The organism is Bradyrhizobium sp. UFLA05-109 (assembly GCF_054185165.1).
Window position 1 is genome coordinate 1 of the sequence record NZ_JBBIAR010000029.1, and the last position, 19,010, is coordinate 19,010.

A 19,010-nucleotide genomic window follows, 5' to 3' on the forward strand; every position below is an offset into this window, starting at 1 on the left:
CACGAATACGCAGCGGCTGCGATCTCGGAGCTGCCGTCGAGCGAAGACACCGAAGTCCGGCTCGCCGCCGTACGCAGCGACATCGAGGGCCATCGCCGCATGGCCGCTCAAGTCCGTGCCGAGGCACAGGCGCTGGCGCGCGAGGCCGAGCTTGCCGACCGTCGCGTGCAGGCAATCCTCGCCGAGCGCACCGAATGGCAGAACCGCAAGGAGAGTGCGGCCTCCCATATCGACACCATCCAGGCCCGCATCACTGAGGTCTCGATCGAGCGCAGCGACCTCGAAAACGCGCCGGCCGTGTTCGCCGAGAAGCGCAGCGCGCTGATCAACGAGATCGAATACGCCGAGAACGATCGCCGCGTTGCCGCCGACGCGCTCGCCGAGGCCGAAACGGCCATGGCAGAGACCGATCGCGTTGCAAAGCTGACGCTCGAAGCCCTGTCGAGCGCCCGCGAAGCGACAGCGCGTGCCGAGGAGCGCATGGAAGGCGCGCGGCGCCGGCTGGAAGACATCGAGCGCGAAATCCGCGACATGCTTGAGGTCGAGCCGCAGGCCGTCGCCGGCCTCGCCGAGATCGAGCCCGGCGCGGAGCTGCCGCCGCTGCACGAGATCGAGGAGGACCTCGAAAAGATGCGCCGCGACCGCGAGCGTCTCGGCGCTGTGAACCTGCGCGCCGAGGAAGAGCTCAAGGAGGTCGAGACCCAGCACACCGGCCTGACCACTGAGCGCGACGACCTCGTCGAAGCCATCAAGCGGCTGCGCCAGGGCATCCAGAGCCTCAACAAGGAAGCGCGCGAGCGGCTGCTGACCTCCTTCGAGGTCGTCAACAACCACTTCAAGCGCCTGTTCGTCGAGTTGTTCGGCGGTGGCGAGGCGGCGCTGCACCTGATCGAGAGCGACGATCCGCTGGAAGCCGGTCTCGAGATCATCGCAAAACCCCCGGGCAAGAAGCCGCAGACGCTGTCGCTGCTCTCGGGCGGTGAGCAGGCGCTCACTGCCATGGCGCTGATCTTCGCAGTGTTCCTCACTAACCCCTCGCCGATCTGCGTGCTGGACGAAGTCGACGCGCCGCTCGACGACCACAACGTCGAACGGTACTGCAATCTGCTGCACGAAATGACCGGCTCGACCGACACGCGCTTCATCATCATCACGCACAACCCGATCACCATGGCGCGGATGAATCGGCTGTTCGGCGTCACCATGGCCGAGCGCGGCGTCTCGCAGCTCGTGTCGGTGAGCCTGGCAGAGGCGGTGGACATTCTCGACCAGAACGTGGCGTGACGATTTCCGCGTCATTCCAGGGCTCGCGAAGCGAGAAACCGGAATCTCGCGCCATAATCTCCAGATTCCGGGTTCGCGACTGCGTCGCGCCCCGGAATGACGGGAGTTGGTGATGATCTCACCCACCCTCCCCGCCGAACTGAAAGCCGCCCTCGACGCAAAGCTCCAAGGCTTTTCGCGCACCGACGCGGCACAGCGGTCGCAGAAAATCTCGACCACCTATCGCGCAGGCGGCGGCTCCGGCACGATCAAGTCGGAGGCCGATGCATTGGCTTATGCGCTCGCGCGCATGCCGGCGACTTACGCCGCCGTTGCGGCCAGCCTGAATGCACTGACCGAGATCGCGCCAGAGCTTGCTCCGGAATCCCTGCTCGATGTCGGCGCCGGTCCGGGCACCGCGAGTTGGGCGGCCGCGGAAGCCTTTGCCTCGCTGCAATCCTTCACCCTGCTCGACGCGAACCGCACGTTGAGCAGCCTGGCGCTCGAGCTGGCGCAGGACAGCACGCGACTGGCCGACTGCCGCTATTTGCCGGGCGACGCTGCTGCGAACCTCGCGGAGGCCGCGCCCGCCGATCTCGTCGTCGCGAGCTACATGATCGGTGAGATCAGTGAGCACGACCAGCGAGCGCTCGGCGCGGCCATGTGGGCAAAAGCCCGGCACGCGCTCGTCGTGATCGAGCCCGGCACGCCGGCCGGCTACGCACGCATCATGGCGCTGCGTCAGCAGTTGATTGCATCAGGCGCGCATGTCGCGGCGCCCTGCCCGCACGACAAGCCCTGCCCGCTCACAGCGCCCGACTGGTGCCATTTCGCCCAACGCCTGCCGCGCTCGCAAGCACATCGGCAGCTCAAGGGGGCCGAGGTCCCCTTCGAGGATGAGAAGTTCATCTATGTGGCGCTGACCCGGGCCCCTGTCGGCGCGCGCTTTTCGCGCGTGCTGGCAGAGCCAGATATCGGCAAGGTCGAGATCACCGCAAAACTTTGTACTGAAGGGAGCGTCGAGGTCGCAAAGGTCCCGCGCCGGGACAAGGCGGCCTATGCAGTTGCCCGCCGCTGGCGCTGGGGCGATGCCGTCATGGCCGAAAGTTGACCTCTATCAGTGCTTTTCCCTTGAACTGGAATGGCCTCGCGCCCGACCAAGGCTTACTTGCCTTTTGCCCGCCTCGCGCACCGGCTGCCGCCCGGCATCATTTTGGTCTACGCTATCCGCCTTCTTCCCCCTCAGGAGTTTCTCCATGTCGACCGGCTGGATCGTTCTCGGCGTCATCGTCGTCCTCGTGCTGTTCGCCTTCGGCGCCTACAACCGCCTGGTGGCGCTGAGCCAGCGCGTCGGCCAGGCCTTTGCCGATATCGACGTGCAGCTCAAGCAGCGGCATGACCTGATCCCGAACCTGGTCGAGACCGTGAAGGGCTACGCTGCGCATGAGCGCGGCACGCTCGACGACGTCATCAAGGCGCGCAATTCGGCGATGTCGGCGCAGGGGCCGGCGCAGGTGTCCGCGGCCGAGAACCAGCTCTCCGGCGCGCTCGGCCGGCTGATCGCGCTGTCGGAGGCCTATCCCGACCTCAAGGCCAATGCGAACTTCCAGCAGCTCGCGAGCGAACTCTCGGACCTCGAAAACAAGATCGCCGCGAGCCGCCGTTTCTTCAACAACGCGGTCCAGGAATACAACACGGGCATCCAGCAGATGCCTGCCGCCTTGTTCGCCGGCATGTTCGGCTTCACGCGCAAGGAGTTCTTCGATCTCGGCGCGAGCCGCACCGAGGTCGAGGCAGCGCCACAGGTCAAGTTCTGATCTGAAACGATAGACCGGCAGGACAGCGCGCCATGGCCGCGTATGGTCTCTACACGCATATCGCCTCGAACAAGTTTCGTTCGATGGTGCTGCTCGCGGGCCTGTTCCTGCTGATCTACGTGCTGGTCTATGCCGGCGCGCTGATCGCCGAAGTCGTCATCAACGGCAATCAGTCGGTCGCTTATTACCTGACCCGCGCCCTCTCCGACCTGATCAAGGCCTCCCCTTTCGCGACCGCCGCCGTGATCGCCTGGATCATAATCGCCTATTTCTTCCACCAGTCGATGATCGACGCCGTCACCGGCGGCCACGACGTGACCCGGCAGGAACAACCGCGGCTCTACAATCTCCTCGAAAATCTCTGCATCTCGCGCGGCATCACCATGCCGAAGCTGAAGATCATGGAGAGCCCGGCGCTGAACGCGTTCGCGACCGGCCTCAATCCGCGGCAATACGCGATCACCGTCACCACCGGCCTCCTGAAAGCGCTGAACGACCAGGAGATCGAGGCGGTGCTCGGCCACGAGCTGACCCACATCAGGAACGGCGACGTGCAGCTGATGGTGGTCGCCGTCATCATCGCCGGTGTGGTCGGCTTCTTCGGCGAGTTGTTCTTCCGCCTGTTCACCAGCTTCCGCTGGAGTTCCGGCTCCGGCGGCTCGTGGTCGTCGGGTTCGTCCTCGTCGTCGTCCTCCCGCTCCTCGTCAAGCGACAGCAAGAGCTCCGGCGGCGGCGCGGTGGTGGTCATCATCATCGCGGTCGTGCTGATCGTGGTGGCCTGGCTGGTGTCGCAGGTCGTCAAGCTCGCGCTGTCGCGTTCGCGCGAATTCTTGGCCGATGCCGGTTCGGTCGAGCTCACCAAGAACCCCGACGCGATGATCTCGGCGCTGCGCAAGATCGACGGCCGCGGCGAGCTGCCCGGCGCGACCTCTGCCGTGATGGAGCTCTGCGTCGACAATCCCCGCGAGGGCTTCGCGGATCTGTTCGCGACCCACCCCTCGGTGGACTCGCGGATCGAGGCGCTGGTCAATTTTGCCGGCGGCCATGATCCGGGTCCGCTGCCGCCGCCCGCGGACGAAGCCGAAGAGCCCGAAACGCAGACCGGGCAGCAGGACAGCCCGCCGCCGCTGCCCGGCGGCCCGTGGAACGATTCCGGAAAACCCGCCGCTGTGCCGCATGGCCCCGCGTCCAGCCCCTCCGGAACACCAGTTGACAATCCAATGGGTCCCTGGGGCCATCATTGAGCGTGCGATTTGCCGCCGCACGAGGCAGATCGCGCAGGGATCTCATGACGATTGGGAAAAACCTCGAGAATTGCCAGAACCAGCCTGCAAAGAATTGAATTCTCCCTTGTTTCTGCCATGTTCGCGCCCAACAGCAGACTCGGGACATCGATTTGCGACCCGGCCGATCGCAACCAGCGATCGGCGGGCGCGCGTTAGGGGACAGCAATGGCAAAGCCGGCAGTGGTTGTGGTGGGTGCGGACAAGGGCGGGGTTGGCAAGACCACGGTTTCGCGCACCTTGCTCGATTATTTTTCCGCCAACAACGTGCCGACCCGCGCGTTCGACACGGAATCGCCGCGCGGAACCCTGAAGCGCTTCCACCCCGAAATCACCGAGATCGTCGATATGACGACGACGGCCGATCAGATGAAGATCTTCGACACGCTCAATGCGGTGAGCCCGTCGGTGACCGTGATCGACGTCCGCGCGGGCCTGCTTTCGCCGGCGCTGGCTTCGCTGCGCGACATCGGCTTCCTCGACGCCGCCAAGGCCGGCCAGATCACCTTCGCCGTGTTCCACATCCTGGGACCCTCGATCGCCTCGCTGGAGGAGATCGCAGAGACCGCAGGCTTCATGACCGGCGCGAAATATTTCCTGGTGAAGAACTTCATCAACGACACCCAGTTCTTCCAGTGGGACCAGGCGACCTACAATTCCTACTTCCACCGCATCAAGGACGCGACCGAGCTGACCATCCCCAAGCTCAACGAAATGGCCTATGAGCAGGTCGAGGTTTCGTCCGTTCCGTTCCTGAAATTCGTCGCCAACAAGGGCATCCACGACGAGGCCGCGAACTACTCCTTCGTGCTACGTGGCTACGTCCGGCACTGGCTGGCGAACGTCTGGAGCGAGTATGACCGCATCCGGCTGACCGACATCGTCGGCTCCAAGCCCGCGGCCCGCAGCAGCGAAAAATAGTTGCAGGCGAAAGGCGGATACGGCTGGATTGGGCGAGCAACTCGTCTGATATAGCTGCCAATGGCCGCCACGCCCGTCTACATCATCTGCTCGCCCCGACCGCAGGTCGGCAAGACGTTGCTCGCGCGCTTGCTGACTGAATTTCTGCTGCTCAAGAACGGTGATGTCGCGGGGTTCGACGTCAATCTGAAGGAGCCGTCGCTGCTCGATTATCTGCCGAAGGTCACCGAGACGGCCGACGTCATCGACACCTACGGCAAGATGCAGCTCATGGACCGCGTCATCGTCGATGACGGCCTCGCCAAGGTGATCGACCTTGGTTTCCACGCCTTCGACGAATTCTTCAAGATGACCGACGAGATCGGCCTGTTGAAGGAAGCCGAGCGCCGCCACGTGGCGCCCATGATCCTGTTCGTCGCCGACACCGACCGCGTCTCGGGCCGCTCGTACGAGACACTGCGCGGACAGATCCCGCGGATCAATCTGATCACCGTGGACAACGAATATGTCGTCCGAGGCGAGCTGCCGCCCGCCATGGCTGGCGGCAGGCTGTTCCGCCTTCCGGCGCTGCCGGGTTTCCTGAAGACCTATATCGACCGGCTCAACTTCTCTTTCACCGGTTATCTGCGGCAAGAGAAGGATACGTCCACCGAGTTGCACCAGTGGATCCGGCGGAACTACCTCGCCTTCCGCGAGCTCGAGCTGAGCCTGATCCTCCAACGGCCCTGAGTATTTTACCCGGATAATATTTACCGGCTGCCCGACGGCTTGTATGAGACCTCGCGACGACCACTCCCCCCCCCCGCCGAGACCAGCCCATGAGCATCGACCGCAAGGCCGCGATTGCCGCCTACAAGGAGCGCAAGACCGCCGTTGGCATCTACGTCGTTCGCTGCGCGGCTACGGGCGAAGCCTGGGTCGGCCAAGCGCTCGATCTGGAGAAGGTCCCCAACCGGATCTGGTTCACGCTACGCCAAGGCGGACACCCCTGCCGCACCCTTCAGGCGGCGTGGAACGCGCATGGCGACGCAGGCCTCGGCTTCGCCGAATGCGAGCGGCTGGACGAGGAGGAGATGAGCTATGTCCGCGATGCGCTTCTGAAAGAGCGCATGCTGCATTGGCTGTCGGAGCTGAAAGCCGAGGCGATCTAGCGTTTTGTGGCTTGGGTGCGATCTGGCCGCCGCCTCCGCTTCACCTCTCCCGCTAGCGGGAGAGGTCGGCGCGAAGCGCCGGGTGGGGGCTCTCTCCGCGTAGCGGCTATCGATTGCGGAGCCACCCTCACCACAGCCCTCTCCCGCAGGCGGGAGAGGGAGCGCACCTCCTACGCGGCTCTATTCAATGCCCTTCGAACGTCATCAGCGTGCGCACCGGCACGTCCATGGCGCGCAGCTTGGCGGCGCCGCCGAGCTCCGGCAGATCGACGATGAAGCAGGCCGCGACCACGTTGGCGCCGATCTGCCTGAGCAGCTTCACCGCGCCCTCGGCGGTGCCGCCGGTGGCAATGAGGTCATCGACCAGAATCACGCGCTCGCCGGGCGCGACCGCATCCACATGCATCTCCATCTCGTCGATGCCGTACTCCAGCGAATAGGCGATGCGCACCGTGGTGTGCGGCAGCTTGCCTTTCTTGCGGATCGGCACGAAGCCGGCCGAGAGCTGATGCGCCACGGCACCGCCGAGGATGAAGCCGCGCGCCTCCATGCCGGCAACCTTGTCGATCTTGTTGCCGGCCCAGGGATGCACGAGCTCGTCGACCGCGCGGCGGAAGGCGCGCGCATCGGCCAGCAGCGTGGTGATGTCGCGGAACTTGATCCCGGGCTTGGGATAGTCCGGAATGGTGCGGACGCTCGCCTTCAGATCGTAGTCAAAGGTCATAGGTGCCTCTCAATCGACGCCCGCATTCAGCCGGAACGCGTTCTCGACAATTCGTAAACCCACCTCGCCGCCGAGCGACATCAGCGATTCCGGATGGAACTGCACACCGGCGACCGGCAGCGTCTTGTGCTCGAGCGCCATGGCGACGCCGTCCTCGGTGCTCGCCGTCACGGATAGAACATCCGGCATGCTGTCGCGTTCAACATACAGCGAATGGTAGCGGCCGATCACGATCTCGTTCGGTAGGTTGCGCATCAGGCGCCCACCCCGCACCTGCACCCGCGACGGCCGGCCGTGAGCGGGATGCGTCAGTTGCCCGAGCTCGCCGCCAAAATATTCGCCAATCGCCTGCACCCCAAGGCAGACGCCGAACACCGGCAGCTTGTTCTGAAGCGCCGCATCGATGGTCTTCTTGATCCCGAAATCCTCGGGCCTGCCCGGTCCAGGCGACAGCACCAGCAAATCCCATGTCTTCTGCTTGAGCATGTCGAGCGCATGCACATGGCGGACCACGCTGACGCTGGCGCCAACCTGGCGGAAGTAATCGGCGAGCATGTGCACGAAACTGTCGTCATGATCGATCAGCAGCACCTGCTTGCCCGAGCCGGTCGCATCGGGTGCGAAGGTCGACAGCGGCTTCGGCGGATCGCCGCGCAACGCCTGGAACAGCGCCGCCGCCTTTACCTGGCACTCGCGGTCTTCCGCAGCGGGATCGGAGTCGAACAGGCAGGTGGCGCCGACGCGCACCTCGGCAAGCCCATCCTTCATCCGGATGGTGCGGATGGTCAGGCCGGTGTTGATGCTGCCATCGAAATTCACCGCGCCGATCGCACCCGCATACCAGCGGCGTGGCGAACGCTCGTGATCCTCGACGAATTGCATTGCCCAGAGCTTTGGCGCGCCGGTGACGGTCACGGCCCAGGCATGGGTGAGGAACGCATCGAGCGCATCGAAGCCGGGACGCAGCATGCCTTCGACATGGTCGACGGTGTGGAAGAGTTTTGAGTAGGTCTCGATCTGGCGCCGTGCCAGCACCTTGATGGTGCCGGGCACGCAGACGCGCGCCTTGTCGTTGCGATCGACGTCGGTGCACATGTTGAGCTCGAACTCATCCTTCTCCGAGTTCAGGAGCTGGCGGATCTGCTCGGCATCGCCGATCGCATCCGTGCCGCGTGCGATGGTGCCCGAGATCGGGCAGGTCTCGACACGACGGCCGTCGGAGCGCACGAACATCTCGGGCGAGGCGGACACCAGGAATTCGCCTTCACCGAGATTCATCAGCGCGCCGTAGGGCGACGGGTTGATGACGCAAAGGCGCTGGAACACTTCTGCAGGCGAACGCTCGCACGGCTCGGCGAAGAGCTGTCCCGGCACGGCTTCGAAGAGATCACCGCGGGCAAAGGCCGCGCGCGCGGTCTCGACCGTTGCCTGGTATTCGCCGGGCGCGTGATCGGCAAAGCCCTGCCGCGGCGTCTTGAGATATGGGCTATCAGCGGTCTCGCGTGGCAGGCCCTCGGTCGACCGGCCCTTCCAGCTGAAGTCGTAGCTCAGCACCACGCCGCGGCCGGTGGCGCGGTCATAGGCGAGCAGGCGATCGGGCACATAGAGCACGATGTCGCGCTGGTCCTTTTCGCGCGCGCGCTTCTGCACGAGATCCTCGATCTGGAAGACGAGGTCGTAGGCAAACGCACCGAACAGGCCGAGCAGGCCGTCGTCATTGGCGGAGAAGGCGCTGACGAGATCGCGCACCAGCGACATCACGCTGGCGCGCCGCGTGCGCTGGTCCTCCTCGACCGGCGCATCGCCGCGGATGATGTGGCCTGTAAGCCGCGAGGCCGTCTTCTCGGAGATCACCACGCAAGGCTCGCGCAGGACGTCGGCGAGGAAGGCGATCAGCACCTGCCCGCGCTGGTTCAGCGCTTCGAGCTTGAAATTGACGCCGACGGTTTCGAGCTTGAGCGGCGGATCGGAGAAGCCGAGGTCAAAGCTCTCGTAGCGGCCGGGCACGGTCGTGCCCGACGACAGCACCACGCCGCGGCGGCGGTCGAGCAGGTTGACGAGGTCGTCGAGCCTGCTGGCGCCACCGCTGAACTGCTCCGCCACGCGCGTGATCGCGAGACCCGCGCGGGTCACATAGTCGCTTCTGGCCGGAAGGGCAAAGACAGTCCTGTTCATGTGATCCTCTTGGGCTCCTCTTACGAGACTTGCCGAGGGAACGCCACACAGGACAAACGATCAGGCCGCCGCACTGCGTTGGCGACCTTCGACGATTTGGGAAAAAGAAATCGCACCGGCCACCTCTTAGGAGGTGCGCCACCAACGACGGGATGGGCGGATGACGGTGCTCATGGGGAACTACACACCATGGCACGGCGGCGGCGTCAAGATGGTTGCCGGCGCAGTAGCCCGGATGGCGCGCAGCGCAATCCGGGACCAGCGCCACATTTCGAGACAGCCCGGATTTCGCTTCGCTCCATCCGGGCTACGGATCAATACGCCCCCACCTCATATCCGATCGCCCGGTATCCGGTGTCGGGGACATAGCGGAATTCGAAGGTGAACTCGGAATTGGTGTCATGCCAGGTCAGGGCGCAGCGGCCGTCGGGCAACGATAGCAATTTTGCAGTGTGCAGATGCTTGCCCATGAAGGGCGTGAACAGCGTGTTGTAGCGTTGCAGGAATTCGGCCTCGCTCTTGACCGGCCCGCTCTGGACATCGTGCTTGCCTTCCCCCGACCAATACTCGACCGGAAAAGCGATCAGCTTGACGATACGGTTCTTGTCGTTCGCATTGGCCGCGCTCTCAAAGTCAGTCCGGAAGGCCTGAAATTCCGGCCCGTTGCATGCGGGATCCTTGGCCCAACACGGGGCCGCAAGGCCGGTCACGAACAATGATGCGATCAGGAAGGCTTTCATATGGGATGCTCGGCGCCAATGTGTGTTGGCTCCGACGCGGCAAAGTGCGTGACCGCGCCAAAGCAGCCGCCCAATACCGGGCGGCTTGCCTTGTGTCGCATCAGCGTGCCGCTGCGTTCATCCCAAATGCTTCCTAAAGAACTCCGTCGCGCGGCCCCAGGCGAGCTCGGCGGCCTCGCGGTCGTGCACGGCCTGGCGCTGTTCGTTGACGAAGGCGTGCTCGGCGTCATAGCGGAACAGCTCGAGCGACTTGCCGGCGGCCTTCATGGCCTTCTCGAACGCGTCGACCACTTGCGGCGTGCACCAATCGTCCTTGCTGGCGAAATGCGCCTGGAGTGGGATCTTGACGTCGGCCGGCTTGGCCGCCTGCTCCGGCGGAATGCCGTAGAAGACCACGCCGGCCGCAAGCTCCGGAATCTTGGTGGCGCCGATGATGGTCACGGCACCGCCGAGGCAGAAGCCGGTCAGGCCGACCTTGGCGCCGTTGCGCGCGAGGAATTGCGCGGCGCCGCGCACGGTCTGCGTGGTGGCGTCCATGAAATCGAGCGAGTTCATCTCGCGGCCGGCAGCGTCGGTGTCGTGATAGGGCACCACCGTGCCCTTGTAGAGGTCAGGCGCCAGCGCATCGAAACCCGCAAGCGCGAAGCGGTCGCACAGGCCCTTGATCTGGTCCTGCAGGCCCCACCATTCCTGGATCACGACCACGCCTGGCGCGTTGCCACGCGCGGCATTGGCGAGATAGCCCGACGCATCCTTGCCGTCCGGACGCTTGAAGGTGATGACGGTGCCCATGCTTTCCTCCGACGAGTTCCTGGGGGGCTGTTGGAGGCATTTTGGCGGGTGCGAGCACGATAGGCAATCGCTTCAAACAACACACTCTCGTGCCCCGGATGCAATGCAGTGCGCCGCCCCTCGCGGCGTGGTGCATTGCTGATCCGGGCCCAGCCGTGGATACGCGGCTCTGCGCAGCAGCGTACTGGACGATGCTTCGCATCGCCAGGAACGCTGCAGCGCGTCCGCGACGTGAACGCCCTAACAAAAAAGCCCCCTTGCGGGGGCTTTCCTATTTCTATGGCTATTAAACCGCTCAATGCGCGTCGGCCCAGACCTTCTTCTTGGTGAAGTACATCAATCCCGCGAAGATGATCAGGAAGACGAACACCTGGAAACCGAGCTGCTTGCGCGCTTCCATGTGCGGCTCCGCGGCCCACATCAGGAAGGTGGTGACGTCCTTGGCGTATTGCGCGACCGTGGCCGGCGAGCCGTCGTCAAAGGTGACCTGGCCATCGCTGAGCGGCTTCGGCATCTTGATGGCGTGGCCCGGGAAGTACTTGTTGTAGTAGGAGCCCTCCGGAATGGTCACGCCCTCCGGCACCTTGTCCTCGAAACCCTGCAGGATCGCCGCGACGTAGTCGGGGCCCTGCTCCTGGTACTGAGTGAAGAAGTCGAAGATGAACCACGGGAAGCCGCGCTCATAGGACCGCGCCTTGGTGATCAGCGACAGATCCGGCGGTGCAGCACCGCCGTTCGCCGCGCGAGCCGCCTGCTCGTTCGGGAAGGGCGAGGGGAAGTAATCCGCCGGGCGGCCCGGGCGCTCGAACATCTCGCCCTGGTCGTTCGGGCCGTCCTTGACCTTGTAGTCCGAGGCAAACGCCGCCGCCTGCGCCGGCGAATAGCCGGGTCCGCCGGCTTCCGCGAGGTTGCGGAAGGCGATGTAGGACAGGCCGTGGCAGTTGGAGCAGACCTCCTTGTAGACCTTCAAGCCGCGCTGCAACGCGCCGCGGTCAAACTTGCCGAAAGGGCCTGAAAACGACCATTTCTGCGCCGGCGGCTTGTCCGTGCCTTCGGCGGCGCGGGCATCCTGCAATGTACCCGCAAACAGCGCGCCGGCCGCGATAAGTGCGACGACGACGGAGGCCGCAACCTTTCGACCGTTCGCCAGGACTGACTCGGAGATCGAGTTCGGCACCGGCCGCGGGGTCTCGATACGGGAGAGCAGCGGCAGCACGATCAGGAAATACGCGAAGTAGCAGACCGTCAGGATGCGGCCGGCGATCACGTAGATGCCCTCCGGCGGCTGCGCGCCGAGATAGCCGAGCAGCACGCAGACCACGACGAAGATCCAGAAGAACTGCTTGGCGAGCGGACGATACTTCGAGGACCTCGTCTTGGCGCTGTCGAGCCAGGGCAGGAAGGCCAGCACGATGATCGCCGAGAACATCGCGATGACGCCCGCGAGCTTGTTCGGAATCGAGCGCAGGATCGCGTAGAACGGCAGGTAGTACCATTCCGGCACGATGTGCGGCGGCGTCACGCCCGGGTTCGCCGGGATGTAGTTGTCGGCGTCGCCGAGATAGTTCGGCATGTAGAAGATGAACCAGGAATAGAGGAGCAGGAAGCAGGACACGCCGAAGAGGTCCTTGATCGTAGCGTGCGGCGTGAACGGTACCGTGTCCTTTTCGGTCTTGGCTTCGACGCCGTCCGGATTGTTCTGGCCCGCGACGTGCAGCGCCCAGACGTGCAGCACGACGACGCCCGCGATGATGAACGGCAGCAGGTAGTGCAGCGAGAAGAAGCGGTTCAGCGTCGGGTTGCCGACCGAATAGCCGCCCCACAAGAGCGTCACGATGCTCTCGCCGACATAGGGAAAAGCGGAGAACAGGTTGGTGATGACGGTGGCGCCCCAGAAGCTCATCTGGCCCCACGGCAGCACGTAGCCCATGAAGCCGGTCGCCATCATCAGGAGATAGATGATGACGCCGAGGATCCACAGCACCTCGCGCGGCTCCTTGTAGGAGCCGTAGTACAGGCCGCGCAGCATATGGACATAGACGGCGAAGAAGAACATCGACGCGCCAACCGCGTGCATATTGCGCAGCAGCCAGCCGTAATTGACGTCGCGCACGATCAGCTCGACCGACTTGAAGGCGAGATCGGCATGCGGCGTGTAGTGCATCGCCAGGATGACGCCGGTCAGGATCTGAATCCCGAGCATGAAGGACAGGATGGCGCCGAAGGTCCACCAGTAGTTCAGGTTACGCGGCGTCGGATAGGCGACGAACGAGGAGTGCATAAGACCAAAGATCGGCAGCCGCCGCTCGATCCATTTCAGGGCTGGATTGCTCGGCTGGTAGTCGGAGGGTCCGCTCATGATGCGATCCTGAGGAAATAAACGACGCGACGGCTCGAAGCTTCGGGCGCGGGGTCCGAAGCTCAGCCGATCTGGATTTTGGTGTCGGAGACGAACTGATACGGCGGCACCGTCAGGTTCGCGGGCGCCGGCCCCTGACGGATGCGGCCCGAAGAGTCGTACTGCGAGCCGTGGCAGGGGCAGAAGAATCCGTCGTAATTGCCCTCATGGGCGATCGGGATGCAGCCGAGATGGGTGCAGATGCCGATCACGACGAGCCACTGCTCGTGGCCGGATTTGACCCGGGCATCGTCGGGTTGCGGATCTGGCAGGCTCGCGACGTTCACCGCGCGCGCCTCTTCGATCTGCTTCTTGGTGCGGTGGCTGATGTAGATCGGCTTGCCGCGCCAGAACACCTTGATGTCCTGGCCCTCGGCGACCGGGGTCAGATCGACCTCGATCGGCGCGCCGGCGGCGATCGTCGAGGCGTCCGGATTCATTTGGGAAATGAACGGCCAGAGCGTCGCAACGCCCCCCACGGCCGCTGCTGCCCCCGTTGCAACGAAAAGGAAATCACGGCGTGTCGGATGGTCCGCCGAAGACGCTGTCGTCACGATTCCAACCCTTTCTTCTTATGCGACCGGCGGAACCGCCCCAGGGGGCGCCCAAAGGTCCCCAGAACAGGCTGCCGGCGCCCGCGGCCCCCCGCGGCGGCAGAACTTTGCTTGATCCGCGCGAAAACGAGCGAAACAGCAGTCCAGAATCGTTCTATTGGCACCCTTGCCGGGCAAGCGCAAGCCCGCTATCGGCGCGGAAGCGTGCAATGCACGAATTCCGCGGCTAGCGATGTTTTATTGAGACATTTCCGGCCCGCAACCAGCCCCCGTCATGCCCATGCAGATAGCGCTTTTCCAGCCCGACATCCCCCAGAACACCGGCACGATTCTCAGGCTCTGTGCCTGTCTGGACATGGCCGCCCATATCATCGAGCCGGCAGGCTTTCCCGTCTCCGACCGCTTGTTCCGCCGGGCGGGAATGGACTATCTGGACCAGGTCAGCGTGACCCGTCACGACTCCTGGTCGAAATTCGAGGCATGGCGCAGGGAACAAGGACACCGGCTGCTGCTGTTCACCACGAAGGGCGCGACCAACTATCTTGATTTTCGCTACCAGCCGTCGGACATCCTGCTGCTCGGGCGTGAGAGCGCAGGGGTCACCGACGAGGTGGTGGCGGGTGCGGATGCGCGGCTCGTCATCCCGATCAAGCCGGGGCTGCGCTCGCTCAATGTGGCGATGACCGCGGCGATGGCCGCAGGCGAAGCGCTGCGGCAGACCCGCTATGTTCAAGCTTAGCGTTTCAAGGAGTGGATGGTGAGTTACGCGGTCAAGGAGATCTTCCTGACGCTGCAAGGTGAAGGCGCCCATGCCGGGCGCGCGGCGGTGTTCTGCCGCTTTGCCGGCTGCAACCTCTGGAGCGGCCGCGAGGCCGACCGCGCCGGCGCCGTCTGCCAGTTCTGCGACACCGACTTCGTCGGTACCGATGGCACGCTGGGCGGACGCTACGCGGCCGCGGAAGACCTTGCTGCGACGATCGCCGCGCAATGGACGGGAACCCAAGAAAGGCATCGAGGGAACCGTTATGTCGTGCTGACCGGTGGCGAGCCGCTCTTGCAGGTAGACGCCCCGCTGGTCGATGCGCTACACGCGAACGGCTTCGAGATCGGGGTCGAAACCAACGGTACGATCCTCCCGCCTGATGGCCTCGACTGGATCTGCGTCAGTCCGAAAGCGGGAAGCGATCTCGTCGTGCGGCGCGGTCACGAGCTGAAGCTGGTCTATCCGCAAGCGCAGGCGCTGCCGGAAGCGTTCGAAGGCCTCGCCTTCGAGCGGTTCTCGCTGCAACCAATGGACGGGCCAGACGTGGCCGAGAACACCGCGCGCGCCATCGACTATTGCCTGCGCCACCCGCAATGGCGGCTCAGCGTGCAAACACACAAGACGCTTGGCATCAGGTAGCTGGCATCAGACAGGACTGACGTTCACAAGATGTGGGAATTGACCAAATCGTTCCGCTTCGAGGCGGCGCACTCGCTGTCGGGCACGACCTTTGGCGCAGCGAGCGAAGAGATTCACGGCCACTCCTTCCGCGCCGAGGTGAGCTTGCGCGGCACACCGGATCCGGTGACCGGCATGGTGATCGATCTCGGCCTCCTTCAGCGCGCGATCGAGGATGTGCGCCTGACGCTGGACCACAAGTTCCTCAACAAGATCGAGGCGCTGGGTAATCCGACGCTGGAAAACCTCTCGCGCTTCGTCTGGGAGCGCCTTGCGCATCTCGGCGGGCTGACCCGCGTCAGCATCCATCGCGACAGTTGCAACGAGAGCTGCACCTATTACGGTCCGCAAGGCTAGATTCGTAGATTTCGTAGGGTGGGCAAAGCGAAAGCGAGCCCACCTCTTTGGCAACCGCGATGACGGTTGCAGAAGTGGCGGGCACGGCGCAAGAGCGCCTTTGCCCACCCTACGCGACACTCCGCTTGGCTAGCGACGGGAATTGCATATGGACGTTTCGATGATCGAGGAGCGCAAGACGCGGGTACGGAGCTGGTTCGAATCCCTGCGCGACGACATCTGCGCAAGCTTCGAGCGGCTGGAGGACGACGCGCCGCAAGGTCTCTATCCCGGTGCGGCGGGGCGCTTCGTGCGCACGCCGTGGCAGCGCACCGACCACTCTGGCGCGCCCGGCGGCGGCGGCGTGATGTCGATGATGTACGGCCGCCTGTTCGAGAAGGTCGGCGTGCACTGCTCGACCGTGCACGGCGAGTTCGCGCCCGAGTTTCGCGCGCAGATCCCCGGCGCGGCGGAGGATCCGCGGTTCTGGGCGTCGGGCATCTCGCTGATCGCGCACATGCGTAATCCGAACGTGCCGGCGGTGCATATGAACACGCGGTTCGTCGTCACGACGAAAGCCTGGTTCGGCGGCGGCGCCGATCTGACGCCCGTGCTCGACCGGCGGCGCACGCAGGAGGATGCCGACGCGATCGCCTTCCACACCGCGATGCAGGAAGCCTGTGGCGGGCCGAACGGCGTCGCCGACTACGACAAGTACAAGAAATGGTGCGACGAGTATTTCTATCTGCCGCACCGGAAAGAGGCCCGCGGCATCGGCGGCATCTTCTACGACTGGCATGACAGCGGCGATTGGGAAGCCGATCTCGCCTTCACAAAGGACGTCGGCCGTGCCTTCCTGAAGATCTATCCGGAACTCGTGCAGCGCAATTTCGCGACCGCCTGGACGCCTGCCGATCGCGAGGAGCAGTTGGTCCGGCGCGGACGCTATGTCGAGTTCAACCTGCTCTACGACCGCGGCACGATCTTCGGGCTCAAGACCGGCGGCAACGTGGATTCGATCCTGTCCTCGCTGCCGCCGGAAGTGAAATGGCCATGACATCGATGAAGACCGCAAAGCCCCTCCCCCGCGCCATGCTGATCGACATGGATGACACCATCCTGTCGGCCTATGGGCGTCCCGAGATCGCCTGGAACACGATCGCAACCGAGTTCGCGGCCGAGCTCGCACCGTTGCCACCGGAGCAGGTCGCAGCAGCCGTTCTGACGTTTGCGCGGAATTTTTGGGCCAATGCGGAAGCCGCCTGGCGGCTCAAGCTCGGCGAGGCGCGGCGGCTGACGGTGAAAGGCGGTTTCGCAGCGCTCGCCGCAAGCGGGCACCGCGCCCTGCCCGACGATCTCGCGGTCCGCCTCGCCGACCGCTTCACCACTTATCGCGAAGAGGAGATGTTCGTCTTCCCCGGCGCGCACGAAGCGATCGACCGGCTGAAGGCGCTTGGGGTCAAGCTCGCGCTGGTGACCAATGGCGCTGCCGACATGCAGCGCGCCAAGGTCGAGCGTTTCGAGCTGACCCACCGCTTCGACCACATCCAGATCGAGGGCGAGCACGGTTTCGGCAAGCCCGAGGAGCGCGCCTATCTGCACGCGATGGATGCGCTCGGTGTCACCCCCGATGATACCTGGATGGTCGGCGACAATCTCGAATGGGAGGTCGTGACGCCGCAGCGGCTCGGCATCTACGCCATCTGGATGGACGTGCATGGCGAGGGCCTACCCCAGGGATCGCCGGTGAAGCCCGACCGCATCATCCGCTCTCTGGCCGAGCTGTTGCCCCACGAACCCTAACCGCTTCCTCAAGTGAAATTCTTCACAGATCGCAATCCGGGATTGCGGTACGATCGCGCTCGGGCGCGACGAGGTCGAGGCGCGGACGGAGGCAGCGATGCAGGACGTTCCAAAGGAGACGAAGCGCGCGCAGGCGCCTGCCAAGAAGCCGGGCCTGTGGGACAGCATCCAGTCCTGGGACAGTCGCCTCTCGGTCACCAAGGGACTGACCATCGTCACCCTGCTCACCGGATTCTTCGGCGGCTACTTCCAGTACCTCAATTCCTACGAGGAGAAGGTCGGCGAGCAGGCCAAGGCGGACATGGCGGCAGCGACCTCGACCTTCATCGAGATCTCGAACGCCTTCGCCGAGGTCCAGATGCTTCAGGAGAGCATCCTCGCCGACTATGCCGAGGCTCGAACGGCCAAGGCAGACGCTGCCGTCGTGCAAGTGGACGCGAAGGCTGCGTCCGACCTCGCTTCGGACTATTCCAAGGCGCGGACCACGCTGCGACAGAACGGGCTCGTCTTTGCGCGCAAAGCGGAGATCTATATCGATTGGCCGAGCGATCTCAGCCGCGATCCGGCCGCCCCGCGCACCCTCGACCAGGACCCGCTCACGGACACGCTGCTGACCGAGTACAATTTCGACTGCGACGCAGAAGCCAACCTCCCGCACTTCAAGGGAGCCATCTACGACGGCAGCGAACACGGGCCGCCGAACGAGGAGTTGTGCACGGACCCCACGGCCAATGGACCGAAGGCCTACGTCGATCTTTGTGCCAGGCAGCCGGGCAGCGGCGCGGTCGATCCTTTGCGGAAGGTGGTCAACATCAACTGGTGGAGCGCCAAGCACCACGTGCTGATCATGCATCATTGCTTCGAGGCGCTGCGGGGCAGGCCTGGCGCCGCAGTCGATATGAACCAGAGCGGGAAACAGGCACTTCCAAAGCAGCAGGAAGACTACAAGGAGCGCCTTAACACGCAGGCCCGACGCATCGATGCATACATGACGCTGACGATGGCCCAGCTCGAGCGTATCAGGGTGAAATACCGTCCATCCGGTTTCCTCTGCCACGTTCCGCTGGCGCGCGATGCCATCGGTTTGTTCAGCGACCAGTGCACGCCGATCCGGACCGCGGTGAACGAGCGCGGCTGAGGTCATCCACAGGAACGAAGTCCCTCTCCCGATCCGTGATCGGCATGTCATGACGGCTTGCTAGCGTTGAGCCGTGTGGATCAACACGGAGGACAAATCCATGGAACTGAAAGCCGGCGATGTCGTGATGCTGAAATCCGGCGGCCATCCGCTGACCGTCGTCGAGGTCAAGGAGGAGGACGTGCTCTGCCTCTGGATGGGCATGGAGGGCAGCCTGTTTCGCGAGACGCTGCCGCTCGCCGTGCTCGAGCAGGCCGACCCCGAAGAGGACGAAGACGACGAGGATGAGGAAGAGGACGAAGAGGAAGACGACGAGGACGAGGAATAGGCGCGGCCAAGCTCGATCGCGGTCCAGGAGAATATCACCTGGACCGCGACGTTCCGGAAAGCGCGATCAGATCGGGGTCGCCCAGACTTTGGGACCTCCAAAAACCTCGAAAACAACCCCATGCAAAGTAGCCGGCGACTGTCGAC

Annotated in this window: 20 protein-coding genes; 14 read left to right on the plus strand and 6 right to left on the minus strand. The window is 64.3% G+C overall.

The genetic code is table 11. From position 1 onward, the window contains the following. The 7 genes from Q3C01_RS21640 to Q3C01_RS21670 all read left to right on the plus strand — a co-directional run. A partial coding sequence (locus Q3C01_RS21640) for a chromosome segregation SMC family protein (protein WP_458147329.1) occupies positions 1-1,284 on the plus strand: 1,284 nt, incomplete at its 5' end. Positions 1,285-1,396: 112 nt separating this feature from the next. Further along, positions 1,397-2,374 (plus strand): small ribosomal subunit Rsm22 family protein, encoded by a 978-nt coding sequence (locus Q3C01_RS21645; RefSeq protein WP_458147330.1) that lies wholly within the window; start codon positions 1,397-1,399, stop codon positions 2,372-2,374. Positions 2,375-2,519: 145 nt separating this feature from the next. Then, a complete protein-coding gene (locus tag Q3C01_RS21650; protein WP_027524255.1) occupies positions 2,520-3,080 on the plus strand; it encodes a LemA family protein in 561 nt (186 codons plus the stop codon). Positions 3,081-3,112: 32 nt separating this feature from the next. Continuing rightward, on the plus strand, positions 3,113-4,324 hold the full coding sequence (locus Q3C01_RS21655) for a M48 family metallopeptidase (RefSeq protein WP_458147331.1): 1,212 nt from the start codon (positions 3,113-3,115) through the stop codon (positions 4,322-4,324). A gap of 207 nt (positions 4,325-4,531) precedes the next feature. Next, entirely contained in the window at positions 4,532-5,284 is a 753-nt protein-coding gene (locus tag Q3C01_RS21660; protein ID WP_284276320.1) for a P-loop NTPase family protein, read from the plus strand. Positions 5,285-5,344: 60 nt separating this feature from the next. Then, on the plus strand, positions 5,345-6,013 hold the full coding sequence (locus Q3C01_RS21665; RefSeq protein ID WP_458147332.1) for a hypothetical protein: 669 nt from the start codon (positions 5,345-5,347) through the stop codon (positions 6,011-6,013). A gap of 89 nt (positions 6,014-6,102) precedes the next feature. Continuing rightward, positions 6,103-6,435, plus strand: coding sequence for a GIY-YIG nuclease family protein (locus Q3C01_RS21670; RefSeq protein WP_458147333.1), 333 nt, complete (start codon positions 6,103-6,105; stop codon positions 6,433-6,435). Between the two features lie 184 nt (positions 6,436-6,619). Here Q3C01_RS21670 and Q3C01_RS21675 read toward each other — a convergent pair whose 3' ends face one another. From Q3C01_RS21675 to petA, 6 genes are all read right to left on the minus strand, one after another. Continuing rightward, complete coding sequence (locus tag Q3C01_RS21675; RefSeq protein WP_458147334.1) at positions 6,620-7,159, minus strand: adenine phosphoribosyltransferase; 540 nt, start codon at positions 7,157-7,159, stop codon at positions 6,620-6,622. A gap of 9 nt (positions 7,160-7,168) precedes the next feature. Continuing rightward, on the minus strand, positions 7,169-9,334 hold the full coding sequence (locus tag Q3C01_RS21680; protein ID WP_458147335.1) for an anthranilate synthase component I: 2,166 nt from the start codon (positions 9,332-9,334) through the stop codon (positions 7,169-7,171). A gap of 314 nt (positions 9,335-9,648) precedes the next feature. Next, positions 9,649-10,074, minus strand: a complete 426-nt coding sequence (locus Q3C01_RS21685; protein WP_458147336.1) for a hypothetical protein — start codon at positions 10,072-10,074, stop codon at positions 9,649-9,651. Positions 10,075-10,191: 117 nt separating this feature from the next. Continuing rightward, positions 10,192-10,866 carry a dienelactone hydrolase family protein gene (locus Q3C01_RS21690; RefSeq protein WP_458147337.1) on the minus strand — a complete coding sequence of 225 codons (675 nt, stop codon included), beginning with the start codon at positions 10,864-10,866 and terminating at the stop codon, positions 10,192-10,194. Between the two features lie 295 nt (positions 10,867-11,161). Beyond that, positions 11,162-13,225 carry a cytochrome b/c1 gene (gene fbcH / locus Q3C01_RS21695; RefSeq protein WP_458147338.1) on the minus strand — a complete coding sequence of 688 codons (2,064 nt, stop codon included), beginning with the start codon at positions 13,223-13,225 and terminating at the stop codon, positions 11,162-11,164. A 62-nt stretch (positions 13,226-13,287) separates the two neighbouring features. Continuing rightward, positions 13,288-13,818, minus strand: a complete 531-nt coding sequence (petA, locus tag Q3C01_RS21700) for a ubiquinol-cytochrome c reductase iron-sulfur subunit (protein WP_458147339.1) — start codon at positions 13,816-13,818, stop codon at positions 13,288-13,290. Between the two features lie 280 nt (positions 13,819-14,098). On the opposite strand from petA, the gene Q3C01_RS21705 reads away from it, so the two are divergent. From Q3C01_RS21705 to Q3C01_RS21735, 7 genes are all read left to right on the plus strand, one after another. Beyond that, entirely contained in the window at positions 14,099-14,557 is a 459-nt protein-coding gene (locus tag Q3C01_RS21705) for a tRNA (cytidine(34)-2'-O)-methyltransferase (RefSeq protein ID WP_458147426.1), read from the plus strand. Between the two features lie 18 nt (positions 14,558-14,575). Beyond that, positions 14,576-15,220: a 7-carboxy-7-deazaguanine synthase gene (gene queE, locus Q3C01_RS21710; RefSeq protein ID WP_458147340.1), complete on the plus strand. Its 645-nt coding sequence runs from the start codon at positions 14,576-14,578 to the stop codon at positions 15,218-15,220. 30 nt (positions 15,221-15,250) lie between these two features. After that, complete coding sequence (locus tag Q3C01_RS21715) at positions 15,251-15,616, plus strand: 6-pyruvoyl trahydropterin synthase family protein (RefSeq protein ID WP_458147341.1); 366 nt, start codon at positions 15,251-15,253, stop codon at positions 15,614-15,616. A gap of 148 nt (positions 15,617-15,764) precedes the next feature. Continuing rightward, positions 15,765-16,652 carry an oxygen-dependent coproporphyrinogen oxidase gene (gene hemF / locus Q3C01_RS21720; RefSeq protein ID WP_458147342.1) on the plus strand — a complete coding sequence of 296 codons (888 nt, stop codon included), beginning with the start codon at positions 15,765-15,767 and terminating at the stop codon, positions 16,650-16,652. Further along, a complete protein-coding gene (locus tag Q3C01_RS21725) occupies positions 16,643-17,398 on the plus strand; it encodes an HAD family hydrolase (protein ID WP_458147343.1) in 756 nt (251 codons plus the stop codon). The genes hemF and Q3C01_RS21725 overlap by 10 nt, the downstream gene beginning before the upstream one ends. A gap of 97 nt (positions 17,399-17,495) precedes the next feature. Continuing rightward, positions 17,496-18,536 (plus strand): hypothetical protein, encoded by a 1,041-nt coding sequence (locus tag Q3C01_RS21730; RefSeq protein ID WP_458147344.1) that lies wholly within the window; start codon positions 17,496-17,498, stop codon positions 18,534-18,536. Between the two features lie 100 nt (positions 18,537-18,636). Then, positions 18,637-18,864, plus strand: a complete 228-nt coding sequence (locus Q3C01_RS21735) for a DUF2158 domain-containing protein (RefSeq protein WP_458147345.1) — start codon at positions 18,637-18,639, stop codon at positions 18,862-18,864. Positions 18,865-19,010: the final 146 nt, after the last annotated feature.